This window comes from Streptomyces sp. NPDC048258 (assembly GCF_043201995.1).
GTDB lineage: Bacteria > Actinomycetota > Actinomycetes > Streptomycetales > Streptomycetaceae > Streptomyces.
The window spans coordinates 1-24,870 of the sequence record NZ_JBICZH010000022.1 but is presented as its reverse complement, the minus strand read 5'-3'; the positions used below and the strand labels follow the sequence as shown (position 1 = coordinate 24,870).

The following is a 24,870-nucleotide window of genomic DNA, read 5'->3' as shown; positions in this document are numbered from 1 at the left end:
CCAGGTCATCGGCGCCATGGCCGTCCACCCGCGCGCCGGGCATCGGCCGGGACCGTCACCGTCGGCGTGTTCCACCCGGAGATCCGCAGCCGTGGCGCGGAGCCGTGCAGGTCCGCGGTCCGGTAGGTCGCCGTCAGTGTCGCCGACTCGCCGGGCCACAGGCTGATCTGGTTGTCGCTCCACCGGACGGGCAGTACGGGTGTGTCCTGCGCTCCCACCAGGTGGACGTCGGTGAGCAGGGCAGGGGCGTTCCCGGTGCCCGCGTGGCGTACGGTGACCGTCGTCGTGGACACCCCCGAACCGTCCGCCGTCGTCGAGGCCGTCGAGGTGACGTTCGTCCGCCCCATCGAGTTCAGGCCCGTGAGATCGGCGTAGGAGGTGGTGGGGGTGTAGTACCAGTCGGTGTGCGCGTAGTCGAGCACGTCCGCCTTCGTGGAGAGCCAGTAGACGTTGCGACTCACCTCCCGCCCGGCGCCGTCGGTGAGCAGCAGCCGGGCCAGATAGGTGGTGGACAGGCCGGCGACCGGCGATGGAACGGTCAGCGCGGTGCTGCTCGCGCCACCGCCCGCGACGCTCAGGCCGGTTGCCGTCCGGTCGTACTTCTGCGTGCCGTCGGTGTCGAAGAGCGTCACCCGGGCCGTCAGCCCGGAGGCCGCGGTCGTCCGGTTGTTGACGACCGTCACCGAGCGGTCGTCGTACCCGTACTGGATGTGCAGCGGCTCGTTCGCCTTCTTCGCGCCGAAGTAGGCCCCGCCCTGGTCGAGATAGCGGTCCAGCAGCTGCCACTGCAGCGAGGTCCAGCCGCTGTTGAACATCCAGTAGATGACGCCGGTCGACGGTGCGGAGGCGTCCTTGGCGTTGCGGGTGTACGCCTCGAACTGCGCGCGCACGTTCTCGTACTGGGCGAGCTGCGCCTTGCGTACGTAGTCCTCCAGGCTCGTCGGGGGACCGTACCGGCCCGCCAGCGCGGCGTCGTACAGCCGCAGCGTCGCGAAGGTGGCCGAGGGGGAGCGGTGGTACTGGGCGGCGGAAGGGCTCTTCCACAGGGTCTCCAGCTCGGCCGGGGACATCATGCGGCGCAGCGTGTCGAGGGTCGGGACATCCGGGCCGGCGCTGGTCTCGGAGTTGAAGCCGGTGGCGCCCCCTTCCCGCTTGCCGTACCAGTAGGCGGGCGGGACCCAGTCGTACGGACCGGTCATCCGCATCCCGGAGCTTCCGGTGATCGGCGCGGAGGCCTCGGAGGCCGCGGGGACCACCGGAGTCGTCCAGTCGGCGTCGTTCAGGGCGTCGACGTACCCCCGCTCGATCTCCTCGTCCGGCGCGAAGTCGCTGCCGATCAGGAAGGAGATCACGCTGGGGTGGTGGCGGAGGCGGGCCGCTTCGGCCGCCATCGACGCCTTGGCGACGGCATGGTCGTCGGCGTCCCAACTCTCCCCGCCACCGGTGTCGTTGACCTCGCCTTCCCACTTGTCACAGCACTCCCAGCCGGGAAGCGTCAGGATCCCGTACCGGTCGGCGAGGTCGAAGAACTCGTCGGGCTCGATGTGCCCTTCCAGCCGGAGGGTGTTCAGGCCCAGGTCGAGGGCGTATTTCAGGCGGTCCTCGACGTAGGTCGCGTCCCAGCGCAGGAACTCGTCGGGGGACCAGCCCCCGCCCTTGATCAGCAGCGGGCGGCCGTTGATGTGGTACTGCCGGGCGCCGTCGGCGTTCAGCGGTGCCCGTACCTCACGGATGCCGAAGGACTCGTGGGCGGTGTCGGAGGGCGTGCCGTTCACGGTCGCGGTCAGGTCGAGACCGTACAGCGGCTGTTCACCCATGGCCGCGGGCCACCACACGCGGGGCGAACTCAGCCGTAGTCCGGGGTGGTCGGCGGGGGAGAACACCACCGTCCTGGTCTCGTGCGGAGCGAGCGTGACGCCCCGGCTGACGGTGGCCGGACCCGCGGTGCCGGACACCGTCGTGGTGACGGTGTCCGGTGAGTCGTTGCGTACCCGCGCCTTGACGGTCAGGTCGGCCGAGGACATCGACGGCATGGTCAGGGCGGTCACCACGTGCGCGTCGCGCAGGGCGACCGGCCCGCCGCGGCGCACCACGACGTCACGGACGATGCCCATGTTCTTGTCGGGTGGCGGCTGCAGCCAGTCGAGCCAGCCCATCGTGAGGTGCTTGAGCGGATCGTTGGGCCGGATCCGGAAGGCGACGGTATTGGTGCCCGCCGTGACCAGGTCGGTGACATCGAGCTCGTGCCTGGTGTACGCGCCCGCGACCGTGCTCGCGGTGGCGATCCGGCGGCCGTTGACGAAGACGTCGGCGGCGGAGATCACCCCGCTGAAGTCCAGGTAGGTACGAGGGGTCGTGTCGGTGATGACGAAGTCGGACCGGTACCACCAGGGCACGGTGAAGTCCGCGGCCGGGATGAGCTTCTGCTGGGTGGAGTAGAAGGGGTCGGGGTGGACGCCGGCGGCGAGCAGCGCCGCCAGGACGGTGGAGCGGGCGCCGGCCGGATACCAGCCGGCCGCCGGATAGCCGGGGCTGGAAACGGCCTCCGGGTCCCCGACCTTCGCCGTCGACTGGATCGCGTACCCGGACAAGGCCGTCTCGCTGCCCGGGACGGCGGCGACCGCGGTCGCCCGTGGCGGCGCGGGAGCCGGACGCGGAGCGGGAGCCGCACGGGAGGTGCCGACGGTGAGGGCGAGGACCAGGCCGATGACGGCCAGGGCGGCGGTTCTTCCGTGTACGAGGGCGAGGCGGTGGAACACGGTGACCTCCCACGGGGACGAGCCGAGTCTGCCACGGGAGGGCCCGCAGGTGGCGGCGACACCCGTGGCGGCGCGGCTCTCGGACCCGGGCGGCGGGCGGCCCCGCAGGCGGAAGGCTCGTCACAGGAAGGAATGAGGAGCGAGGAGCGAGGAGCGAGGAATGAGTACGCGTACTCATGTGTGCGGACCGTCCCTCGCAGACGCTGTCTACTCCATGACGGATCATCAAGGAGCAGACGTGATACGTGCGAGGAAGACTCTGGCCGTGGCGACGCTGGCGGCCTTCGCCATGGCGGGCCTGGGGGCGGTGCCCGCAGTCGCGGCGGGCGACCCGCTCCTCCCGCACCCCGGGCCCGACGGCCTGGTGTGGGTGGACGAGCGCACGGGAGACGGCGGTGTCGCGTCCGGGGGCGCCTGGGACGGCCTGCCGACCGTACTCACCGTGGCCTGTGAAGGGGGCGGCAGCGTGCGGGTGGCCATGGAATCGCAGGGGTCGCCGGTGGCCGACTTCGCGGTGGACTGTCCGGCGGGCAGCGCGGGTGTCGGCTCGGTGACCATGGACGCCGGTGTCGTACAGCGCGGATCCTTCTCGGTGTCGGTCGACGCCTCGGCGGAGAACATCCGGTGGTCCCTGACGGTGACCCAGCCGGAATAGGAGCCGGAACCGGAGCCCGCTGCCGCAGGCGGCCCCCTCCACGCCCCGGGCCCGGGGAACGTGATGGGATGCACGCATGACCGAGCTGACGCTGCGTGACCGTATCGAGCACTACTACGCCCACGTGCCCCTGCTGTTCGCCGAGGCCGAGGAGTTCGGCACGCTGCGGCTGTTCGTACGCCGGGCAGCGGGCGCCCCGTACTACGGCGGGCCCTCGCACGCGCAGCCGGTCCCGGGGGACGGTGGACGGGCGGTGACGGTCGCCGATCTGGAACGGGTACGGGCCCGGCAGCGGGAGCTGGGCGTTCCGCAGGCCTTCGAGTGGCTCGCCGAGGCCGGACCGGGGCTGCGCGCCACGGTCGAGGGGGCGGGGATCGCGGTGGAGGAGCGCCCGCTGATGGTCCTCGACCCGGCGCGGGCACCGGCCGCGGCGCCGCTCCCCGCGGGGGTGACCGTACGGGCCGTGGCAGCCGACGACCCCGCCCTCGCCGCCGTACTCGCCGTGCCCAGCCTCGCCTTCGGGGGACCCGCGTCCGTACCCGCCGGAGAGATACCGGCCGTTCGACAGACCCTGCGCGACGGTACGAAGGTGCTGGTCGCCGCGTTCGCACCGGACGGCTCGCCGCTGGCGGCCGGGCACTACCACCCGTGCGACGGTGTCACGGAGATCGGCGGCATCGGAACCCACCCCGCCGCGCGCCGCCAGGGTCTCGGGGCCGCCGTGGCCACCGCCCTCGCCGCCCACGCCGCGGACCACGGTGTGCGGACCGTCTTCCTCGCGTACGCACGCGAGTCGGTCGCCCGCCTCTACGCCCGGCTGGGCTTCCGGCCGGCCGGAACCACCCTGCTGATCGCCGACCAGCCCGCCCGCGGCCAGCGGCCCTAGGGAGCTGGGCGCTGCCGGGACGGCCGGAAAAGCGTTTGACGGCCGCCGGGGTCCGGCGATCGGATGGCAGCCTATGACCACAGGACAGATACATCCCGGCCTGCACTCCGTCGACGTCGATCTCGTACGACGACTGGTCGCCGGGCAGTTCCCCCGGTGGGCGGAGCTGGCGGTGCAGCGGTTCCCTTCCGGCGGCACGGTCAACGGCATGTACCGGCTGGGCGACGACATGGTCGTACGGCTGCCGCTGGTGAAGGGCGGGGCCGAGGACGTGGCGATGGAGCGGGAGTGGCTGCCCCGTCTCGCGCCCCGGCTGCCGACGCCCGTCCCCGAGGTGCTCGGCGCGGGGGAGCCCGCCGAGGGGTATCCGTGGCCGTGGTCGGTGTACCGGTGGCTGGAGGGGGAGAACCCCGAGGCGGGGGCGCTCGGCGAGCCCGTCCCGCTGGCCGGGGATCTGGCCGGGTTCGTGACGGCCATGCGGAGCATCACCGCGCCGTCGGCGCCGAAGGCATACCGCGGTGGGCCGCTCGCCTCGCTCGACGCGTCGACCCGGGCGGCGATCGGGGAACTGCGCGGGATCCCGGAGGAGGGCGTCGACTGCGATGCCGTGACCGCCGTATGGGAGGACGCGCTGCGGGCCCCGGGCTGGGACGGTCCGCCGGTATGGCTGCACGCCGATCTGATGCCGGGCAATCTCCTGGTGCGCGGTGGCAGGCTGTCCTCGGTGATCGACTTCGGGTGCATGGGGGTGGGTGACCCGGCCTGCGATCTGTTCCCCGCCTGGAATCTGCTCCCGACCGGCGCGAGGGAGGTCTTCCGCGAGGCGCTCGGCGTGGACGACGCGACCTGGAAGCGCGGCCGGGCACGGACGCTTTCGCAGGCGCTGATCGCGCTGCCGCACCACCGGAAGACGAACCCGACCATGGCGGGCAACGCCCGGCACGTGATCCGGGCGGTGCTGGAGGAGGGCTGAGGACTCCGGATCACCGCTACGCCGGCGGGAGCTGGCGGAGGTGTCCCTCCGCCACGAAGGCGACGCCACCCCCGACGCGCACGGACCCGATGTCCTGACCGTCGCCTTCCGCGCTGATGGTCATCTCGCTGGGACGCCCCGTGAAACGGCCCTGGCGCAGGACGGACCGCTCGCCGGAGCCGATGCGGCCATGGCGGCGCAGATAGGCAGCGGCGCAGCCCGCACCGCTGCCGGTGGCCACGTCCTCGAGGATGCCGTCGTTGTCCCAATGCCGTCCCTCCAGCGCGGCGGCGTCGAGCACGTAGGCGAACTGGGCGCCGAGACGGGCCATGGGAGTGTCGAGCGGCGCGCGGACGCGGGCCCGGGCAAGGGCGTCTCCGCGTACGGGCAGGACGAGGTAGCGCAAGCCGGTGGAGAGGACCTCCGGGGGCAGGGCGGGGTCGAGGTCGGACGGTTCGAGGCCGAAAAGGGCGGCCAGCGCGGCGAGAGCGGCGGGGTCGTGCGGGTCGGGGCGGCCCAGGAATTCGGCGGCGCCCTGGTCGAGGAGGCTCGCGTACCGGCCAGGGCCGCGGCGTTCGGTGGTGACCTCCACCGTCCGGGCCGGCAGGCGCAGGGTCCAGGTTTCGTGGTCCTCGGCGCCGTGGAGGGCGTGCAGTACGGCGGCGGCGCCGATGAGGGGGTGGCCGGCGAAGTCCAGTTCCCGGGTGAGGTCGAAGACGCGCGCCCGCCGGGTACGGACCCCCGCATCCCCCTCGTATCCCGCGTCTCCCGCGTCCCCCTCCTCCTCCTTCTCGTCCCCCGCGCCGTCGCGAAGCAGGAAGACGGATTCGAAGTGCCGCAGCTCCCGGGTCACGCTCTGCATCTGGGCGCCGGTCAGGGCGTCGGCATCGGGGAACACCGCGAGGCTGTTGCCGCTGTAGGGGCGGTCCGTGAACACGTCGACGTGGGTGTAGCGCATGGGGCCGACGCTACCGGGGGAGTTCACGTGCGGTCCGCAGCGGCGAGAGCAGGAGAGGGAGTACGGCCAGGAGTTCGCCCAGTGCCCCGGTCCACAGGGCCGTCCGGGCGCCGAAGTGCTCACCCAGCAGCCCTCCGACGAGCGCGCCCACGGGCATGCACCCCCACACCACGAAGCGGAACGTCGCCGTCATCCGGCCCAGGAGCGGCTCCGGGCAGACCTGTTGGCGGAAGGCGACCGAGCTGATCTTGAAGGTCATGAACGCGGTCCAGCCCAGGCTCTGGAGCGTGACGGCGACGGCGAAGCGCCAGTCGTCGTGGAAGAGCGGCACCGCCGACAGCCACAGCACACCACTGGTGATCACCGACGCGCACATCGCCCGGCCCCGCCCGAAACGCGCGGCGATCCGCGTCGTGAGCAGGCTGCCGAGGAAACCGCCGACGGCCTCGGCGGTGAAGACCAAGCCGCAGAGGAGGGGCGACAGGCCGAGTTCTCCCGCCAGCAGCACGAGCAGCATGGCGGCGCCGATCGTGCCGAACAGGTTGGAGATCGCGGAGGTGAGGGTCAGCGCCCGCAGGACCGGGTCGCCGAAGACGAGGCGGAGCCCCTCGGCGATCTCGGCTCGCAGCGGTACGTCCGGGCGGGGCTCGGGCCTGGCGTCGGCCCGGCGGATGCGGGACAGGCACAGTGCGGAGACCAGGAAGCTGACCGCGTCGACGACGATCGCCACGGGCGCCGTCAACGCGCCGACCAGCGCGCCGCCCGCACCCGGGCCGCCGGCCGCGGTGAGGGTGCGCGTCGTTTCGAGGGCCACGTTGGCTTCCATCAGACGGGAGTCGTCGACGAGTCCGGGGAGGTGGCTCTGGTAGGCGATGTCGAAGAAGGCCGTGCAGAGGGACATGCCGAAGGCCACGGCGTACAGCTGGGGGAGGGTCAGGACGTCGAGCCAGGCCGCGGCGGGAAGGGAGGCGAGGAGGGTGGCGCGGCCGAGGTCGCCCGCGATCATGACGCGGCGCCGGCGCATCCGGTCCACCCAGGCCCCGGCCGGCAGACCGATCAGCAGGAAGCCAAGGTATTCGCACATCACGAGCAGGCCCGCTTCGAACGGGGTGGCGCCCAGGGTGCCGATCGCCAGGAGGGGGAGGGCGAGGAGGGTGACGGCCGTGCCGGCCTGGCTGACGGTGTCGCCGATCCAGAAGCGGCGGAAGTCGGCCGTGCGGAAGAGGGCGGGGAGGCCGCTGCCGGAGTCGAGGGAGGCGTCGGCAGTGTGGGCGGTGTCGGTGGTGTCGGTGGTGTCGGTGAGCGAGGTCTTCATGACCGCGAACACCACCACCCCGTGGACGGCGGAACCATTGTTTTAGCCTGGGTGAAAACATCACCGGGGCGAGACGGGCAGGGGCGGGGACGCGGGTATGGGCGAGGTGCTCTTCGGGGTGGACGACATGGCCAACCTCAGGTTCGCGATCTCGCCGTTGTGGGAGACGGTCGCCAGTCTGGCGGCGGTGGCCGATCCCGGGCGGCATGCCGTCCATCTGCCGTGGATCAAACAGGCGTTGGCCCTCCGGCAGGACCGCGACCTCGCCGGAAGAACGGCACCGCTGCATGCCCTGGTGGGCCGGGACGGCGCGGTACGGAGCTTCCTGACGCCGCCCCCGCGGTGTCCGCTGGCCGAGATGGAGGAGGAGCTCGCCGCGCTCGCGGCCCTGCCGGCCGAGAGGGTGCGAGCCGGGCTCGAAGCGGTCGGCCGGCGAACTCCCCTTACCGGCTTCGAGCAGCGGCTGGCCGAAGACCCCGGACGGGTACTGCCCGAGCTGGCCGAGGCGGTGCTCGCGTGGTGGCATGCGGGTGTACGTCCGTACTGGCCGCGGATCCGCGCCGTACTGGAGGCCGACGTCGCGTACCGTACCCGCCAGCTCGCCGAGGACGGCATCGGCGAGATCTTCGCCCACCTCCACCCGGCGCTGCACTGGCGGGACGACCGCCTGGTGTCCGCCGACCTGCCGACGGGGGAACTCGCCCTGGACGGCGGCGGGATCACCCTGGCTCCCAGCGGGTTCGCGGTCCGCTGCCGTCTGCTGGCCGGTCAGTCGGGGCAGGGCGGGGCGCCACCGTGCGCGGTCTACCCTTCCCGGGCGGTGGGCACTCTGTGGGAACGGCGTGACGCCGCCGGGGACGGATTGGCCCGTCTGCTGGGCCGCAGCCGCGCTCAGGTCCTCGCCCACACGAGCTCGCCGTCCACGACGACCCGGCTGGCAGCACGGACCGGGCTGAGCCTGGGCGCCGTATCGCAGCACCTCGCCGTACTGCGAGAGGCCGGCCTGGTCACCGGCCACCGCTACCGGCGCGAGGTCCACTACACGGCCAGCGACCTCGGGAACGCGCTGCTGGAGCGGGCGCGGTGATCCGGCAGCGGGTCGGTCCGCCACGCGCGGGCGGGTGGACGTCCCGCCGACACTCCGCGACTGCGAACGGGCTTTCGTGACGACTACGCCAGTGGGCAGAGGTTGTCTCCCCCCATGAGGGGGAGACGCTATCCACGCTCGGGGGATCCGCCGCCCGATCGCGTGCGGTTGTCTGGAGACATGAAGACAGCGACAAGACGCCTGCTCACACTGGTTCTGCTGACCGCGCTCACGGTGACCGGGCTGTCCGCGCCGGCCTTGGCCCAGCCGCCGGACGGGGACATCCGGGCCCGGATCGAAGCCGTCCCGGGAATGCGCGTGGTCGGCGAACGGCCCGCCGCCCCGGGCCAGATCGTCCTCGACCTCGCCTACCGCCAGCCCACCGACCACCGGCATCCCGACCGGGGCTCTTTCGACCAGAGACTGACTCTGGTGCACAAATCGACCCTACGGCCCATGGTGCTCTACTCCAACGGCTACGACCTCGGACCGTCGCCGAACCGCTCGGCCGAGCCGACCCAGTTGCTGGACGCCAATCAGATCACCACCGAGCAGCGGTTCTTCGGGACATCCAGGCCCGAGGGCTCGGACTGGTCCACGCTCACGATCTGGCAGGCGGCGAGTGACCACCATCGCCTCATCGCCGCGCTCAAGAAGGTGTACCGCAGCGCGTGGATCTCCACCGGAGGCAGCAAGGGTGGGATGACAGCCGTCTACCACCGCCGCTTCTATCCGGAAGACGTGGCCGGTACGGTCGCGTACTCCGCCCCCAACAACACGGACGACCAGGACGACACCGCGTACGACGCCCGCCTCGAGCAGCTCGGCACCCCGGAGTGCCGCGCCGCGATCAAGACCGCCCAGCGAGAGGCGCTGACGCGGCGCGAGGCGATGGCGGAGCGGTACGGCCGGTGGGCAGAGGGCGAGAAGAAGACCTTCCAGATCATCGGCAGCGCGGACCGCGCGTTCGAACTCGCCGTGCTGCGCCTGCCGATGATGTTCTGGATGCATCAGTCCACGGACGGCTGCGCATCCGTACCTCCGGCCACCGCGACTGAGGACGTGCTCTACGCATGGGTCGCCGAGGTGACCCAACTCCCTGTCTACACGGACCAGACCCTCGAAGCCTTCACGCCGTACTTCTATCAACTGGGCACCCAACTCGGATACGCCCAGTTCGCCGCCCCCCACCTGGACGGGCTGCTGCGCTACCCCGGCATCCAGGAGATGCGCGCCTACGTGCCGAAGGACATACCCCTGCGCTTCCAGGCCGCTGCCATGGCGGACATCGACCGCTGGGTGCGCCGTCACGGCAGCTCGCTCATGTTCGTCAACGGCGAGAACGACATCGCGGTCGCGGAACACTTCCGCCTGGGCGCCGGCACCCACGACTCCTACCTCTTCGACGTGCCCGACGCCAACCACCACATATCCATCAAGGGCCTGCGTCCGGACGACGCCGAACGGGCAACGACCGCACTGCGCCGCTGGGCGGGCCAGGCGGGCACAGCGGCTCGCTAGGGGGCGGCCCGCCGCTCCTCACCGAGCAGTCGTGTGCGGAACAGGTCGAGGACCGTGTCCAGTGCCTGCCGTGTGGGCTGACCGGGTTCGTCGATGAGATGTTCCGTCAGGACGGAGTGCGGCGGGAGCGCGCTCTTGGGGTTCGCGGCGCTGTCGTCCAGCTCGACGGCGACGAACGCGTCGCCGAGCTCGCGCCGGAGGTACGCGAACCGGTCCCCGGGCACGAGCCGGTCACCCCGGAACCGCAACCCCAGGACCTGGAGCCCCTCGCGCTCGCAGCGCCGGCGGACGACGGCGAGCTCCCCGGGGCTGATGTCGATGGCGCCGGCGCGGCTCCTGGTGACGGCCAGCGGGAGCGACGGCTGGGACAGCACCGGGGCGACGAGACGCGAGTCCGTGGCCATGGCCAGGGCGAATCCACCGGTCAGGCACATGCCGACGGCGCCGACTCCGGGGCCGCCACAGCGCTCGTGCTCGGCGGCGGCCAGGGCGCGCAGCCACCGTACGACACCCGAACTCCGTCCCGTGGCCAGCAGCGTGAACTCCCGGCTCACGCACACCTGCCACAGGGACGACGCCATGGAGCGGCCGACACTCGGCCATCCGCAGGAGGTGGGATCCGCGTCGCGGCCGGGGGTTCCGAAGAGCACCGGGAGCACGGCCGTGCAACCGGACGCCGCCACGTGTTCGGCGAACTCGATGACCTTGGGGGTGATGCCCGGTATCTCCGCCATGATGATCACGGCGGGGCCCGTGCCCCGGCGCAGCACCCGGCGGGTGGCGCCGTCGTGGGTGAACGTGCTCTGTGTGAATCCGGTCAGGTCGTGGTCCGCCACGGTCCTGCTCCCTCCGCCGACTCTCCTGGGCCACCAGCAAGTTACCGCCAAGTAAGACCCATGAGGTCACTGTTGGCGATATGTCCTTCGTGACGGGCGTCCCCGGCCCCGGGAGGCGGGCCGGAGGGCGGCGCGGTCTGCTACCAGGAGGCAGGCCGCGTGCGCGGCAGCACGGATGCGGGCGGACCCATGGGCACACCTCGGTCGGAGCCGGGCGCGGGGGCGCGGCCGGGAGCGGCGGCGCATCCCGGACGCCACGCCGACTGGCTCGAACTCTTCTTCGGCCTCGTCTTCGTCGCCCTCGCCGCCCAGCTGTCGCACGGGCTCCACGGCGACCCCGGGCTGCGCGACTTCGCCGTGTTCCTGGCGCTCTACTTCCCGCCCTGATGGCTGTGGGTCAACCTACCCGCCCTACCCGCCCTACCCGCCCTTCAGCCGGCGGCCGACCTCCTCGGACACGCGGCGGTGCAGTTCGGCGAGTTCCGCGGCGCTGTAGGCGGTGAGATCGCCGACGTCCCGCGGGGCGGTCCCGGTCTCACCCTTCTTCTTCTGCTCCTCCTGCCGTTTGAGCTCCTGTTCCTCCGGCGATCCGGGCGCCGCGTACGCACACCGGATGAGCGCTCCGTCAGCGGCCTTCAGGCAGGTCGCCTCACGGCCGGCGACCTGGCCCCTGCCCTCCACCCGGTACCGGATGTTCTGTTCGCTGCCGATGGTGGCCGTCCAGGTGCTGCCGCCGGTGGGAACGACCTCGAACACCCGGTCGTCGTTGTAGCAGCAGACATCCCGGTACTCGGCCTTGATCAGTGCGACGAGCGCCTTCGGCGACGACCAGGTCGGACTGAGCCGGTGGACGGTCATCGGGGCGAGCCCGTCGCCCTGATGGCGGGTCGGCACCGTCGACACGGCCACGACCGAGCTGGCCTCCCCCTGAGGGGTGAGCGGGGTGACGTACGCGCTGCTCCCGGACCCGTCGCGGTACTGCAGGGTGAACTCCGACTCGTTGCCCTCATTGGCGCCGTCCTCGGACGCGTCCCAGCCGCTGCGCTCGAACCACCAGTCGGCGAAGCTGCCGACCGCGGCCGTCGCTTCCCGTTGCCGGGCCGCGATGCTGATCGGATAGGACGGGCCGGGTACCGCGGACGTGTCGGTGGTGATCGTCAGCTTCCCGGTCCGCCCGTTGTAGAGCGCGAGTCCGGCGGGCCTTTCGGTCACGATCAGGAACCCGGTCTGGCGCTTGAGGGGCACGACCACGATCGGTGTGTCGCCCGAGCAGGTCACGTAGGCGTCGTCGGCCTCGAACCGGACCCAGCGCTTCTCGGCCGAGATCTTCCGGCCGAGGTTATGGGTGAACCAGCCCCCGATCCGCGCGTCCGCCACCTCCACGTCGAACGCGCAGCGCTGCTGGTTGCGGCTGTTGCCGCCGAGCGGGATGTCCTGCACCAGGCCGACCTCGTACCCGGCCAGCCAGCCACGCCGTTCCACGAGCGTGGCGAACCGGTCGGAGTCGGGCAGGTAGGTGATGTCGGAGATCTCGCCGGTCACATCGCCCAGGTGCGGAGCGGCCTGCGCCTTGCCGACCACGTACGGCGGCCGGGCCGCCAGCTCCGGCACCGGCTCGGAGACGATCCGCACGTCGTCCATGTACGCGCGGTCCTGGAGGTACGCGCCGTAGACCAGCCACGAGACGGCAAGGCCCAGCCCCACGACGGCGCCCAGGCACCCGACGACCGCCGCCGCGTCGGACCCGCCCGAGTCGTTCCCCCTCCGCCGCCGGATCCGCTTCGCCACCAGCCACGCAAGGGCGACGACCGCCGCGAACAGCAACGGCAGGGCCAGCCAAGAAACGATCTTTCGCAGCTCCCACGCCACGATCGTGGTGACGTACGAGGCGTACCACAGCGCGAGGCCCGCCAGAAGTACGGGTATCCCCACCCGCAATGCCCGACCCATCAGCGCCCCCCGACGTCAGCTCCCTCGATTCTGCACCCGCGAGTCGGCGCATGTCAGCCGGTCGGCTGAAGCCCGCCTGTGGGGACGCCCCTCGGGTCCGGCCGCCGCGCGGCGGTTCCGTACGCGGACGGCAACACCCTGCACGAGCAGGAGTACGCGTTCCTGCGCGCCCAACTCGCCTACGCCCACGGCGATTACGAGCAGGCGGAGGCGCTGTGCGAGCAGGCGTCCGTCGCGAAGGAGTTCCTCAACTTCCGCGACCGGGTGCGTCTGGCGATGCTTCAGGAACAGATCCGCGTGATCCAGGCCGATCCGGAGGCCGGCGAACGCCTGAAGGGCCTGGCCGGAGAGGCCCGCAGCCGCGGCACGCTCGACCTGGCGGCCGAGGTGTGGCAGGCGGTGGCGGAGACCGGTGGCTGACGTCGTCCCGCAGTCCGCCTGCTCGGGGCCTGCTGACATGATCAAGGCGTGATCAGCGAACCGTCACGGCCCGGGGCCTTGAAGTACGTCCTGTTCGATGTCGACGGCACATTGATCGATGCCGTCGACAATCAGCGCCGGGTCTGGCGGACGTGGGCGGAGCGATACGGGCGGGACCCCGACGAGGTCTACCAGGTGGCGCTGCGGACCAGGCCGATGGAGACCTTCGCGCACGTCGCTCCGGACCATGATCCCAAGGAGTGTCTGGCCGCACTGCACGAGCTGGAGGACGAGGACGTCCGGTCCGGTGTCTACGCGGCCTTCGACGGCGCCGCGCAACTGCTGGCCGCGCTGCCGCCGGGCCGCTGGGCGCTGGTGACGTCGAACTACGAGCACCGCGTGCGCGGCCGCTTCGCCCGGACCGGCCTGCCCGTCCCGGAGGTCCTGGTGGACGCGGCCGCCGTCGAGGAAGGCAAGCCGTCGCCTGTGCCCTATCTCCAGGCCGCCTCTCGACTCGGCGCCGGCCCGAAGGAGTGTCTGGTCATCGAGGACGCCCCTTCCGGGGTGCGGTCCGGGCTGCGTGCGGGAATGACCGTGTGGGGGGTCAACGCGCCCGTGGCGGTGGACGGCGTCCACCGTCATTACGGAAGCCTGCGCGAAGCGGTCTGCGACATCCTCGACACCATCGACATCCGCGCCTCCACGTCCGGCGCGTAGGGTGCCTGGATGACCGGGACACCAGAGGCCTTCTCACGGAGCACCATCGCGCGCGAAGGAGCGGCGGGAGCGGCGTGGCTCGCCGAACTGCCCGGGATCGTGGACGAGTTGCTGGAGCGCTGGGGGTGCGTACCGGACGGCGAGGTCATGCACGGGGGCGTCGGAGTCATCGTCCCGGTGCTGCGGCGGGACGGAGGGACCGCCGTGCTGAAGGCGTCCTTTCCGCACCCGGGCAACGTCCACGAGCCGGACGCGTTCGCGGCGTGGGGCGGGCGCGGGGCCGTGCTGCTGCACGAGCGTGACGACGAGCGCTTCGCGATGCTGCTGGAGCGGGTCCGGCCGTCGACCCTGGCCGAGGTCGAGGACGGCGACGAGGTGGTGAGGGTCGCGGGGCGGATCAGCCGTCGGCTGGCCGTTCCCGCGCCGCCCGGTCTGCCCCGGCTACGGGAGCAGGCCGACGCATGGGAGGAGGAGCTGCGCAAGGACGCCGGGGAGCTGGCGCACACGCTGTCGCCGTACGTGGTGGACGCCGCGGTGGCGACCGTCCGCGAGCTGGGCCGCGTCCAGCCGGACACCCTCATCCACGGCGATCTCCACGCCAGGAACATCCTGCGCGCCGACCGTGAGCCCTGGCTGGCCGTCGACCCCAAGGGCTACGTGGGAGACCCCGCTTACGACGGCGGCACCCTGCTCAAGTCACGCGCATGGACCCTCCTCGAAGCAGACGACCTGCTCAGGGCTGTCCACCGCGCTCTGGACGTCTTCGCCGAGGCAGCGGAGCTCGATCGCGAACGCGCCCTGCGCTGGGCCCAGTTCCATGCCGTCCAGGCTTCGTTCTGGGGCCGCCGCCACGGCTTCCGTGCCGCCCGCAGCGGGCCAAGGCTGGACTGGCTCACCGAATTCACCGACCGCCTGGCAACGCTGCTCACGAACGGCCGCTAGACCGTTTCTAGGCGTGCCGCCTCTCAACCTTCCTGCGACACACCGAGATCGTGACGCATGGCGGTTCTCATGGCTCGGAGCATGTCCCAGACCTCGTGCTGGGCCCGGGCCGCGGTCTCCGGCGTCTCGCCGCGTCCGGGGGCGCCTCGTTCGAGGCGTTTGACCTGGCCGTAGACCGTGTTCAGGGCCTGGTTGACGACACTCGCCCGCAGGAGCACCTCGTCGGAGGCGGTCATCTGTGCTTCGGAGTACCGATCGCGGTGAGCGTTCTTCGCCTCTTCGAGCGCCTCCCTGTCGGACTCCTCCGCGCCGCGCTCTCTCAGGACGTGCAGGTGGCGGTTGAGCGCGGTTGTGAACTGCCGGGCCTCGCGGTTGAGTTCCACATAGCAGGTGCGTCGGAGCGAACGGCTCTCGCGGATCTCCTCGTGGCCACGGACGAGCTCTATCTCCCGGCGCTTCGCGCGTTCGAGGCCCCGCTGGGTGAGCAGCGCTCCGCCGAGGGTTCCCGCGACGCCCGCCAACGCGATGACCACTGAACCGAGTTCCACCGACGCACCCCGTGAATTCCTCCGGCCTCGTGCCCGCTGCACATGACCCGGGCCGTCCATTCTGCCCGCGGCGAGGGACCCGCGTTCGGAGCAGAGCCTTAGCCTGTACTGATGGGACTGGACATCACCGTGGTCATGGCCGACTGGGAGCAGCTGGCCCGGATCCCGGCGGGCGGGCGCCTGGAGGCGCTGACCGACGCCGTGTACCCGGACTTCTGCTGCGTGCCGTGCGAGGACGCCGACTTCGCGGTGAGCGGCGGCTGGGTGTGGCCGCGGGAGTCGTCGTGGTGTGCCGAGTACCGGTTCTTCGGGACCACCGGTTCCTACAGCTGGCACTTCCATCTGGCCAATGCCTGGGACGACATGAGGGCGTCGGTCGCGCCCGATCTGCGAGACGCCCTCGACCGCTTCCTCGGCGGCCTGGTGTGGGACGGCCCGGATGACGCCGCGGGGGCGGGGCCGGACGATGCCCCCCCGTCGGCGGGCGGCTTCCCGGACGACCCCGCACCGTGGCGCCCCCGCGTACTCCTGCTCCGTGCTCCGGACGAGGTGCCGGCGCTCGTCCGCGCCTGGGAACTGGCCGCACCGCGGTTGGAGGAACTCCGCGAGCCCTTCGCCACCGACGCCGCCCGCTGGGCGGCCCGGCCCGACGCCTTCGACGGCGCCGTCGCGCTCATGCGCGAGTGGGGTGAGGTGGTCACGCGTGCCGGGGCACGGGGCTGGGGCCTGATCGGACTCCGGTGAAGACCACGCCCTACCGCGGCGGGACCGGGCCGATGGCCGTCAGATGAGCATCCCAGCACTTCGCCCACCACTGGAGCTGACCGCAATGTCATTGCCACGCATCGGAGTCGTCATCGTCACGATGGGCACGCGCCCGCGAGAGCTGGACGCCCTGATCGCCTCCGTCGTGGGGCAGGACGTAGCTCCCGCGCGGATCGTCCTGGTCGGAAACGCGACTCCGCTCACCGATGTCTCCGCCGACGTGACCAAGATCCCGCTCGATGAGAACCTGGGCTGTCCCGGTGGCCGTAACGTCGGGTTGAGTCTCCTGTGCGAGTCGGGCGAGGTGGACGTCGTCGTCGAGCTGGACGACGACGGGCTGCTCATCGCCGACGACGTGTTCCGCACGGTGCAGCGGCTGTATCTGGCCGATCCCCTGCTCGGGATCGTGTCGTTCCGCGTCGCCGATGAGTTCGGGGAGACCGAGCGACGCTGGGTGCCCCGGCTGCGTGCCGACGATCCGATGCGCCGGGGTCTGGTCACCGCCTTCCTCGGGGGCGGCCATGCCCTCTCGGTGCCGATGCTCGACGAGATCGGCCTCTGGCCCGAGCAGTTCTTCTTCGGGCACGAGGAGACCGACCTGGCCTGGCGAGCGATCGACGCGGGCTGGAAGATCCTCTATGAACCCGAGCTCGTGCTGCAGCATCCGAAGACCTCCCCGGCCCGGCACGCGGTGTACTTCCGAAACACCGCGCGCAACCGCGTCTGGCTCGCGAAGCGCCGGCTTCCGTCCGCTCTGCTGCCGGTGTATCTGGGCGTATGGACGCTCCTGACCTTGGCGAGGATCCACTCGCTGCCCGGGCTGCGGTCTTGGACCGCTGGATTCGTCGAGGGCATGCGCACGCCGTGCGGTCCCCGCAAGCCCATGAAGTGGCGCACGGTGTGGCGCTTGACCCGACTCGGCCGACCGCCGATCGTGTGACCACCGACGTACGCGGGACTCCGCACCGGCTGTCAGTGCCGAGTGGGAAACTGCCTGGCATGATCGAAACGAAACCGAAAGCCGACCTTCTCCGCTACCTGCAAGCCGCTCGCGAAGCCCTGATGTGGAAGCTCGACGGGCTCTCGGAGTACGACGTCCGGCGTCCGCTGACACCGACCGGCACGAACCTGTTGGGGCTGGTCAAACACGTCGCCAGTGTGGAGCTGGGCTACTTCGGCGAGACGTTCGGGCGGCCGTCCGGCGAGCCGCTGCCCTGGTTCGCGGACGACGCCGAACCCAACGCGGACATGTGGGCCACGGCCGACGAGTCGCGCGAACAGATCGTCGGGCTGTACCACCGGGCGTGGAAGCACTCGGACGCCACGATCGAGACGCTGACGCTCGACGCGGTCGGCCACGTGCCGTGGTGGCCCGAGGAACGAAGCGAGGTGACACTGCACCAGATCCTGGTGCACATGATCGCCGAGACCCACCGGCACGCCGGCCACGCCGACATCGTCCGTGAGCTCATCGACGGGGCCGTCGGTATGCGGGAGGGCAACGACAACATGCCGCCGGGCGACCAGACGTCGTGGGAGAACCACCGGCTCCGACTGGAGCGCGTGGCGAAGGAATTCGGCCACAGCTGATTCCGCCTCAGAGGCCGAAGCAGCCGAGCGGCGCCGCCGTCGCCCGCTGTTCCCTGGGCAACGCACCAGGTCAGCGGGCGGACCGCGGCACGCAGTTCGAGCCGCGACGGGAGGAGAGGACTCGAACAGCGCATCACATGCGCCCAGTTACGGAGAATCCGACTCCTCACCCGTGGAGCCTTGGTATGTGAGACGTCACACAAGGGGCTTGCCTCGACGGCGAAAGGAAGATTCGATCTTCCAGGTTGGCGTCGGGCCTGACTGCCCGACGCTGCGGGGCCGGTGAGATCCGCCGGTCGCAGCAGAGCTACCCGGCGCCGGAGAACCCCGGCAGCCGACAAGGGGGATCTCTTGACCATGACCACTGAGACTCATCGCCATACGGGCACGGGCATAGGCGTGGACAGCATCCGCTATGTCCATACGCTCGGCCCGCAGGGCACGAACCTGGAAGCCGCCGCCCATGAGTGGCTGCACCGGCGGGGCATCGACGGGAAGATCGAACTCCACGCGTCGCTGGAGGCCGCCCTCGAAGCGGTACCCGACGACGGGGAGCACGCACTGGCGGCCTGCGCGGTCTATCCGGATCTGCACACGCTGACCTTCGGCAACCTGCACCGGTTACGCATGGTCGACAGCTTCATCATGCCGACCCACAACATGGTCCTGGCCAGCGCGGGTGCGGACGATCCCCGTACCGTCTCCACGCACCCCGCCCCGGTCGGACTGGTCCCGGCGCAGGCCGAGTCCCGGCTGGTGCTGAGCAACTCCCAGGCGGCCATCGACTGCGCCGCCGGCCGTACCGAGGGCTGCATCACGACCATCGTCGCCGCCGAGCGGCACGGACTGCGCGTCCTGCGGGACTTCGGCCCGGTCCCCATGGTCTTCACCATCCACCAGGTGCTCGCGATGGATGACGAGGCGGCCGGCCGGCGCGAGACCATCGGGGCGATGCTGTGACGACGAGCGCCCCCCTCACCGCCGCCCTGCGCGCCGAAGCGGCGGACCTCTCCCGCTCCCTCGTCCCCAAGGTAAACCGCTTCCGCCGCCGCCAGGCCGACGACGGAACGGTGCCGGAGCCGCAGGCCGCCGACCGCGAGCTGCTCCTCGCGATCCGGGACGAGGCGACTGCCTGGTACCGCCGCAACGACCGGGCCCACCAGGCAGACGCGCTCGTGGCCGACGTGGACGGATGGATCGCCGACGGCCTCGACAGCGCGCCGCACTTCGCCCGCTCCCGGGACGCGCTCCAGCCGCCCGCCGACGGAACGCCGGTCTTCTTCCTGGCCCCCGCGCAGACCACCAACAGCGTGCCGCCGGTGGGCAAGCGGCTCGACTGCTTCTTCGCACTGCGCAAGGAACCCGACGCGCTGCCGGAACTGGCCACCACCTTTCCGCACCCCAAGAACAACTGTCAGTCGCTGGTGCTCATCACGGGCAGCGACGGCTTCGCACACGGCAACTGCCTCGTGTTCTTCCCCGAGAACGTGGCCGCGCGCGACAAGGTCGAAGAGCAGCCCTACGCGATGTTCTTCTACAACAAGATGCGGAAGATCCACGAGACGTACGCGCTTCCCGGCGCCGAGTCGGTCCTCACCGCCGAGTCCGTGCCCCGGTCCTCGTCCGGGCTGGCACCCGAGGTCTGCTACGAGGCCCGCGCGATCTGGGGCTACCTGCACGACTCCATGCACTACCAGGGCCTTTGGCCGTTCGATCAGCACATCTCCCTGAAGATGAACTGGTTCGTCGGCCTCCTCGAAGAGACCAAGGTCGACGCCAAGACCGTCCTCGCCTGCGCGAGCGGCGGGGTGCCGTTCGCGCGGGAGCAGATCGACATGATCCTGCTGGAGCGGATCTTCCGCTACCCGCAGGCGGACGACGCCACCCGGAACTTCGACTCCGGCACCGGCGTCTTCCTCTACTCCTGGCTTCGCGCGCACGGCGCCCTGACCGGATCGCCCGAGACCGGCGGGCTGCTGCACTTCGACCGGGACAAGACCCTTGACGCCCTGCGCGAGTTCGTCGCCACCGTCGAGGAACTCGAAGAGCAGGTCACCACCGATGACGAGTACCGGACCGCGGCCAAGGCGCTCGTCCGCACCTACCTGCCCGAGGGTGAGGTGAAGCAGCGGTACCGCTTCACCGAGGACCAGAGCGTACTGCTGCGGGCCAAGCAGCCGCTGGCAGAACTGCCGCCGCTGCGGTTCGCAGAAGCCGAGTGGTGACACCGGCCATGAGCGACGACCCCGGGCACCGTGGCGGCATCGGCCGCATTGGCCGCATCTGCCGCATCGGCCGCAGCGGCCACGGTGCCGGCAGCGGCCGCCTGGGCGTCCCCGTCCTGTCCTGTCTGATGGTGCTGTTGCTGGCGACAGGCTGGGTGGTGTCCGGGCGGCTGGTGAGCGACACTCCGCCGCTGGCCGTCGCGGCCGGCCGCACCGGGGCCAGCTTCCTGGTGATCAGCGCGATCTCCGCGCTGCAACCACGGAGCTGGCCCGCCATCCGGGTCACCGCGGGTCGCCGGCGGGCCGTCGTCCTCCTCGCGTTCCTGGGGTTCTTCGCCTATTACACGGGCACGCTGCTCGGCGTCGACCGGATCGGCGCCTCCCAGGTGGGCCTGGTGGTCTCCCTCCTGCCGTGCATCACCTTCGCCATCGGCATCGTGGCCTTCCGCGAACCCACGAGCGCACGCAAGGCCCTCGGTACCGTCCTCGCCGTCGCCGCCGCACTCGGCTACGCGATCGACGGCGGCTCGGCGAGCGGAGGCACCGGGACGGGCCTGCTGGTCACCGGTGTCCTGTTCGCCCTCGCGGGCACGTTCGCGTACGCCCTGTACGGCTACGTGTACCGCCGGCACATGTCCGACGTACCGCCCATGGCCGCGCTCCCGGCGGTGACGGGCGCGGGCACCGTCATGCTCGGGCTCGCCGCGATCGTCTTCGTACCGCTGGGCACCATCGGCGCCACGCAGTGGGCCGCGGTCGCCGTGCTCGGCGCGGTGCTCACCGCGCCCGTCTTCCTCATCTCCCACGAGCTGATCGTGCGCAAGGGCCCGTTGTTCACCTCCGCCGTCGCCCTGATGGTGCCGTTCCTCGTACGGCTGGGGGAGCGGGTGTGGGGCGCGGCGGACGCACCGAGCCCGCTCTCCGTCCTGTTCCTGGGGCTCTGCTCGGCGGGCGTGTGGATGACGGTCGCACCTTCCCGTTCCGGGCCGGCAGCGCAAGACCCCAGGCCCGTCCCCTCGACAGAATCTGGAAGAAGCACACCGTGACAGCACCACGCGCGCCGCGCCCCACCGTCGTCCTCGTCTACCAGCGCACCTCGCTCCGCTGGGTCTTCGACAGCGCGCTGCGCGCCGGAATCGACCTCGTCCTGGTCCCCCGCCCCGACGAGTCCGTAGCGCCCGACCGGCTGCCGCCCGCCGTGGTGGACGTCCTCCCGCTGGATGTGGAAGGCGACCCGGTCAAGGCCCTGGCCATCCTGCGGGAACGGTACGGGAGCACTCCGTTCGACGGCATCACCACGCTCTACGACCCGGCCGTGCCGTTCGTCGCCGACGTGGCCGAAGCCCTCGGACTGCCCGGCCTCGGCAGCGCCGACGCGCGGGCGGTACAGGACAAGCGGCTCATGCGACAGCGGCTGGCCGAAGCCGGACTGAACGTGCCCGGCTTCGTCGTCCTGGACGACCAAGGAGTGTGGGACGGGGACAGCGGGCTCACCTTCCCGGTCGTGGTGAAGCCGGCGAACGGCTTCTCCAGCCTCGGTGTCACCAAGGCCGACAGCGCGGAGCAGCTCGGCGCCGTGATCGAGGAGGTCCGGCAGGTCTGCCGGACCAAGCTCGGCCGGGCCACCGGTCTGATCGTCGAGGAGTACCTGGACGGCCCGGAACTCGCCGTCGAGTCCCTCGCCCATCGCGGCGAGGTCACCGTGCTCTCCATCGGGTACAAGGGAGAGCCGACCGGCCCGTACTTCGAGGAGGGCGTCTACCGGGCACCGGCTCCGCTCCCGCCGGACGTCCAGGACGCGGTGGTACGGGAGGTCGTTGCCGCCCACTCCGCCCTCGGGGTGACCGACGGCCCGGCCCACACGGAACTGCGGCTGCGCGGCGGCGCCCGCCCCTACCTGCTGGAACTCGGCGCCCGCGTCGGCGGCTCCGGCGTCTCCCACTACATCGCCGAGCACGTCACCGGAGCCGATCTCGCCGGTGACGCGCTGCGCATCGCCGCAGGACTCGCACCCACCAGCGTGACCGACAGCCTGACCCGCAGCGGGTCCGGCTCGCCGACGCGGCTGGCGCGGGCCACCGGCGCGGCGGCCAACTACATCGTTCCGTGCGGCGGTTCGGGTCGGATCACCACGATCCACGGTCTGGACGAACTGGCCGACGACCCGCGCGTGGACCACGTCGTGCAGATGCTGCACCCGGGCGACGTCGTGCGCCCGTACCCCGACTTCACCGGGTATCCGGCGTTCATCCTGTCCCACCACGGGTCCACCGAGGACGCGGAGGAGTTCCACCGCTCCCTCGAAAGCCTCATCCGCATCGACTACGCACCGACAGGGGCCGCACAGTGACCCTCCCGTCCCTCGACGACCGCGACGGCGTGATCTGGCTCGACGGCCAGTTCGTTCCCTGGCGCGACGCCCGCCTGCACGTCCTCACCCACGGTCTCCACTACGGCGGCGGTGTCTTCGAGGGAGAACGGGTCTACGACGGCCACGTCTTCAAACTGACGGAGCACACGCGGCGGCTGCACGAGTCGGCGCGGGAGCTCGGCTTCCACCTCCCGTTCTCGATCGAGGAGCTCGACGCGGCGACGCTCGAACTCGTCGACAGGCAGGGCATCGGCAACGGCTACGTCCGGCCGGTGGCATGGCGCGGCAGTGAGCAGATCAGCGTGTCCGGCGCCGGCGCCTCCGTACACGTCGCCATCGCCACCTGGGAGTGGCCGCATGTCTTCTCGGCCGAGGCCAAGGAGCAAGGGATCCGCCTGGGCACCTCGCGCTGGCGGCGCCCGGCACCGGACACCGCCCCCGTACGGGCCAAGGCGGCCTCCCTGTACAACATCTGCACGCTGGCGCGCGACGCCGCGGACGAGGCCGGCTTCGACGACGCGTTGCTGCTGGACTACCGCGGCCATGTCGCGGAGGCCACCGGGGCCAACCTCTTCCTCGTGGCCGGAGACGAGCTGCACACGCCGACGGCCGACTGCTTCCTCGCCGGCATCACCCGGCGGACGGTGCTCGACCTGGCCCGTGAGCTCGGCATCCCGGTTGTCGAGCGGCACATCCTCCCCGAGGAGCTCGGTGATTTCGACGAGTGCTTCCTGACCGGCACGGCCTACGAGGTCCAGCCCGTCCGGGCCATCGACCAGCACGAGTACCGGGTGGGCAAGACGACCACCTCACTGGTGGAGGCGTACACCCGGCTGGTCCACTCGCGCGGCGTCGACCGGATGGGCGACGCGCACTGACCGCCAGCAACCGGAACGAGGTGTTCCCGGTCGTGTCGCCGACCGGGAACACCGCCGTTCAGGAGATTCCGTACCACTGGCTCGCCCAGCCGGTGTTGATGGTGCTGGTGGACTGCTCGGCGAGGTTCACGCCGGCCGGCAGCGAGGTCTGACCGGTCAGGACGGTGCTGTACCGGAGTGTTGGCGGCGTCAGACCGGCATTGACCGAGATGCCGGCCCCCGTGGACTTCAGGGTGAGGGCGTTGGTGGCCCAATTGCCGTTGAGGAGGAGGGCGATGAAGTAGGTGCCGGGGGCGGCCGTGAACGGCTTGCCGAGGGGCAGTGGCTTGGCGATCGCGTCGGTCATCAGCTGGGGCGAGATGTCCGCGGTGGCCGCGACCAGGGTGCCGGTGGCGTCGTACACGCCGAGGTAGCAGTTGGCGAGCTGGGCGTTCGGATCGATACCGGCCAGACCCAGCCAGATGTTCGACCAGGTGATCTGCTCGTGCAGGACGATCCGTACCAGGGTGACCCGCCCGCCGACCCCGGCGGGCGACTGGGCGGTGACGTGTCCCGCGTCGTTGGGGTCGCCGGTCCACGCCAGCAGGTTCTGGTCCTGCGGCCGGGGTCCTTGGTACGCGGACCCGGACCCGGACCCGCCGCTCTGCGCGGGCGTGGGCGCGGAAGCCCCGGAGGTCACCGCCCCGCGCGGGCTCTCGCCCGGTGCGGTGCAGCCTGCCAGGACGAGCAGCGCTGCGAGCGCGGCGACGAGGCCGGTCGCGGCGGTGGTGGTGCGGGTGTGCATGGTCCCCCCATGAGGTGCGGATGTGCTGACGGGTCATGGTCACACGGGCCGATCTCCGGCGGGTGAGCGGCCACGGCCTCGGCGGAGTCACGGGCCGCTACCGCTACCGCTACGGCTTCCGCTTCCGCTACCGCAGCCCCGCGCCGGGGGTTGCCTTCGTGTGCACTCGAACATCTAGCCTCCAGTCGATCAGCACATCGGCCACCCGCGTGACCACGCGGACCGTGAGGGGGATTCCTGTGAGAAGTGTCGAACTGGGGCGTACGGGCGAGAGCGTGAGCCAGGTCGGGCTCGGCTGCATGCTGATGGGGACGACGACGGACGAGGCGGTGTCGGTCGCGATGCTCGACCGTTTCACCGAGGCGGGCGGCACCTTCCTGGACACCGCCAACTGCTACTGCTGGTGGGATCGTCCGGGCAGTCATGGCGGCGAGAGCGAGGAACTGCTCGGCCGTTGGATGGCCCGCGGCGGGCGGCGCGACCAGGTGTTCCTGGCCACCAAGGGCGCCGCCCTCGTGGTGAACCCCGACGAGGCGCGGGTCGCGGGAGGCGGGGCGGAGTAGGGAGTGTCGTCAAAGTGGCGTCGGCCGCCCGGAGGGCGGGGCTGGTGGGGTCTGGTGCGTGCGATCGCAAGGCGGAGGAGGGAATCGACGCGGTGGGGGCACCTCCCAGCGGTAGCTGGGGGACGTC

Annotated in this window: 25 protein-coding genes; 18 read left to right on the top strand and 7 right to left on the bottom strand. The window is 71.3% G+C overall.

All coding sequences use genetic code 11. From position 1 onward, the window contains the following. Positions 1 to 5: 5 nt before the first annotated feature. Positions 6 to 2,759 carry an exo-beta-D-glucosaminidase gene (locus tag ACGFYQ_RS34430; protein ID WP_393750142.1) on the bottom strand — a complete coding sequence of 918 codons (2,754 nt, stop codon included), beginning with the start codon at positions 2,757 to 2,759 and terminating at the stop codon, positions 6 to 8. A 238-nt stretch (positions 2,760 to 2,997) separates the two neighbouring features. Here ACGFYQ_RS34430 and ACGFYQ_RS34425 point away from each other — a divergent pair, with 238 nt between their 5' ends. The 3 genes from ACGFYQ_RS34425 (at position 2,998) to ACGFYQ_RS34415 (ending at position 5,273) form a co-directional block, all read left to right on the top strand. Continuing rightward, a complete protein-coding gene (locus ACGFYQ_RS34425; RefSeq protein ID WP_393750141.1) occupies positions 2,998 to 3,414 on the top strand; it encodes a hypothetical protein in 417 nt (138 codons plus the stop codon). A gap of 76 nt (positions 3,415 to 3,490) precedes the next feature. Next, positions 3,491 to 4,300, top strand: a complete 810-nt coding sequence (locus ACGFYQ_RS34420) for a GNAT family N-acetyltransferase (protein WP_393750140.1) — start codon at positions 3,491 to 3,493, stop codon at positions 4,298 to 4,300. Positions 4,301 to 4,373: 73 nt separating this feature from the next. Then, positions 4,374 to 5,273, top strand: coding sequence for an aminoglycoside phosphotransferase family protein (locus ACGFYQ_RS34415; protein WP_393750139.1), 900 nt, complete (start codon positions 4,374 to 4,376; stop codon positions 5,271 to 5,273). 16 nt (positions 5,274 to 5,289) lie between these two features. Here the strand turns inward: ACGFYQ_RS34415 and ACGFYQ_RS34410 are convergent, their stop codons facing one another. Next, positions 5,290 to 6,231: a PhzF family phenazine biosynthesis protein gene (locus tag ACGFYQ_RS34410; RefSeq protein ID WP_393750138.1), complete on the bottom strand. Its 942-nt coding sequence runs from the start codon at positions 6,229 to 6,231 to the stop codon at positions 5,290 to 5,292. A gap of 10 nt (positions 6,232 to 6,241) precedes the next feature. Further along, positions 6,242 to 7,546 (bottom strand): MFS transporter, encoded by a 1,305-nt coding sequence (locus tag ACGFYQ_RS34405; protein ID WP_393750137.1) that lies wholly within the window; start codon positions 7,544 to 7,546, stop codon positions 6,242 to 6,244. Between the two features lie 97 nt (positions 7,547 to 7,643). On the opposite strand from ACGFYQ_RS34405, the gene ACGFYQ_RS34400 reads away from it, so the two are divergent. Together ACGFYQ_RS34400 and ACGFYQ_RS34395 are read left to right on the top strand one after the other, a co-directional pair. Continuing rightward, positions 7,644 to 8,633 carry a DUF5937 family protein gene (locus ACGFYQ_RS34400; protein WP_393750136.1) on the top strand — a complete coding sequence of 330 codons (990 nt, stop codon included), beginning with the start codon at positions 7,644 to 7,646 and terminating at the stop codon, positions 8,631 to 8,633. 180 nt (positions 8,634 to 8,813) lie between these two features. Next, positions 8,814 to 10,154, top strand: coding sequence for a S28 family serine protease (locus ACGFYQ_RS34395; protein ID WP_393750135.1), 1,341 nt, complete (start codon positions 8,814 to 8,816; stop codon positions 10,152 to 10,154). On the opposite strand, the gene ACGFYQ_RS34390 is transcribed toward ACGFYQ_RS34395, so the two are convergent. Further along, the gene (locus ACGFYQ_RS34390) at positions 10,151 to 10,990 is read right to left on the bottom strand and encodes a dienelactone hydrolase family protein (protein WP_393750134.1); all 840 of its coding nucleotides are present in this window, start codon (positions 10,988 to 10,990) and stop codon (positions 10,151 to 10,153) included. The genes ACGFYQ_RS34395 and ACGFYQ_RS34390 overlap by 4 nt on opposite strands. 159 nt (positions 10,991 to 11,149) lie before the next feature. Between ACGFYQ_RS34390 and ACGFYQ_RS34385 the strand changes: the two genes are divergently transcribed. Then, entirely contained in the window at positions 11,150 to 11,377 is a 228-nt protein-coding gene (locus ACGFYQ_RS34385) for a hypothetical protein (RefSeq protein ID WP_393750133.1), read from the top strand. A 33-nt stretch (positions 11,378 to 11,410) separates the two neighbouring features. Here the strand turns inward: ACGFYQ_RS34385 and ACGFYQ_RS34380 are convergent, their stop codons facing one another. After that, positions 11,411 to 12,940, bottom strand: coding sequence for a hypothetical protein (locus ACGFYQ_RS34380; RefSeq protein WP_393750132.1), 1,530 nt, complete (start codon positions 12,938 to 12,940; stop codon positions 11,411 to 11,413). Positions 12,941 to 13,018: 78 nt separating this feature from the next. Between ACGFYQ_RS34380 and ACGFYQ_RS34375 the strand changes: the two genes are divergently transcribed. The 3 genes from ACGFYQ_RS34375 to ACGFYQ_RS34365 are packed head-to-tail and all read left to right on the top strand — an operon-like array spanning position 13,019 to position 15,019. Continuing rightward, the gene (locus tag ACGFYQ_RS34375; protein WP_393750131.1) at positions 13,019 to 13,360 is read left to right on the top strand and encodes a hypothetical protein; all 342 of its coding nucleotides are present in this window, start codon (positions 13,019 to 13,021) and stop codon (positions 13,358 to 13,360) included. Positions 13,361 to 13,408: 48 nt separating this feature from the next. Beyond that, positions 13,409 to 14,077 carry an HAD-IA family hydrolase gene (locus ACGFYQ_RS34370; protein ID WP_393750130.1) on the top strand — a complete coding sequence of 223 codons (669 nt, stop codon included), beginning with the start codon at positions 13,409 to 13,411 and terminating at the stop codon, positions 14,075 to 14,077. Between the two features lie 9 nt (positions 14,078 to 14,086). After that, a complete protein-coding gene (locus tag ACGFYQ_RS34365; protein WP_393750129.1) occupies positions 14,087 to 15,019 on the top strand; it encodes an aminoglycoside phosphotransferase family protein in 933 nt (310 codons plus the stop codon). Between the two features lie 23 nt (positions 15,020 to 15,042). Here ACGFYQ_RS34365 and ACGFYQ_RS34360 read toward each other — a convergent pair whose 3' ends face one another. After that, entirely contained in the window at positions 15,043 to 15,567 is a 525-nt protein-coding gene (locus tag ACGFYQ_RS34360) for a hypothetical protein (protein WP_393750128.1), read from the bottom strand. 111 nt (positions 15,568 to 15,678) lie between these two features. Between ACGFYQ_RS34360 and ACGFYQ_RS34355 the strand changes: the two genes are divergently transcribed. The 8 genes from ACGFYQ_RS34355 (at position 15,679) to ACGFYQ_RS34320 (ending at position 23,396) form a co-directional block, all read left to right on the top strand. Further along, positions 15,679 to 16,311 carry a hypothetical protein gene (locus ACGFYQ_RS34355; RefSeq protein WP_393750127.1) on the top strand — a complete coding sequence of 211 codons (633 nt, stop codon included), beginning with the start codon at positions 15,679 to 15,681 and terminating at the stop codon, positions 16,309 to 16,311. A gap of 85 nt (positions 16,312 to 16,396) precedes the next feature. After that, entirely contained in the window at positions 16,397 to 17,272 is an 876-nt protein-coding gene (locus tag ACGFYQ_RS34350) for a glycosyltransferase family 2 protein (RefSeq protein WP_393750126.1), read from the top strand. Positions 17,273 to 17,331: 59 nt separating this feature from the next. Then, a complete protein-coding gene (locus tag ACGFYQ_RS34345) occupies positions 17,332 to 17,922 on the top strand; it encodes a DinB family protein (protein WP_393750125.1) in 591 nt (196 codons plus the stop codon). 357 nt (positions 17,923 to 18,279) lie between these two features. Continuing rightward, on the top strand, positions 18,280 to 18,882 hold the full coding sequence (locus ACGFYQ_RS34340) for a bacilysin biosynthesis protein BacA (protein ID WP_393750124.1): 603 nt from the start codon (positions 18,280 to 18,282) through the stop codon (positions 18,880 to 18,882). Beyond that, complete coding sequence (locus ACGFYQ_RS34335; RefSeq protein ID WP_393750123.1) at positions 18,879 to 20,147, top strand: DUF6421 family protein; 1,269 nt, start codon at positions 18,879 to 18,881, stop codon at positions 20,145 to 20,147. The genes ACGFYQ_RS34340 and ACGFYQ_RS34335 overlap by 4 nt, the downstream gene beginning before the upstream one ends. An 8-nt stretch (positions 20,148 to 20,155) precedes the next feature. Continuing rightward, positions 20,156 to 21,193: a DMT family transporter gene (locus tag ACGFYQ_RS34330; RefSeq protein ID WP_393750122.1), complete on the top strand. Its 1,038-nt coding sequence runs from the start codon at positions 20,156 to 20,158 to the stop codon at positions 21,191 to 21,193. After that, positions 21,190 to 22,497: an ATP-grasp domain-containing protein gene (locus ACGFYQ_RS34325; protein WP_393750121.1), complete on the top strand. Its 1,308-nt coding sequence runs from the start codon at positions 21,190 to 21,192 to the stop codon at positions 22,495 to 22,497. Before ACGFYQ_RS34330 ends, ACGFYQ_RS34325 begins: the two co-directional genes overlap by 4 nt. Next, positions 22,494 to 23,396, top strand: coding sequence for a branched-chain amino acid aminotransferase (locus ACGFYQ_RS34320; RefSeq protein ID WP_393750120.1), 903 nt, complete (start codon positions 22,494 to 22,496; stop codon positions 23,394 to 23,396). Before ACGFYQ_RS34325 ends, ACGFYQ_RS34320 begins: the two co-directional genes overlap by 4 nt. A 58-nt stretch (positions 23,397 to 23,454) precedes the next feature. Here ACGFYQ_RS34320 and ACGFYQ_RS34315 read toward each other — a convergent pair whose 3' ends face one another. Next, a complete protein-coding gene (locus ACGFYQ_RS34315; RefSeq protein ID WP_393750119.1) occupies positions 23,455 to 24,180 on the bottom strand; it encodes a hypothetical protein in 726 nt (241 codons plus the stop codon). Between the two features lie 239 nt (positions 24,181 to 24,419). On the opposite strand from ACGFYQ_RS34315, the gene ACGFYQ_RS34310 reads away from it, so the two are divergent. Further along, entirely contained in the window at positions 24,420 to 24,743 is a 324-nt protein-coding gene (locus ACGFYQ_RS34310; RefSeq protein ID WP_393750118.1) for an aldo/keto reductase, read from the top strand. Positions 24,744 to 24,870 lie beyond the last annotated feature (127 nt).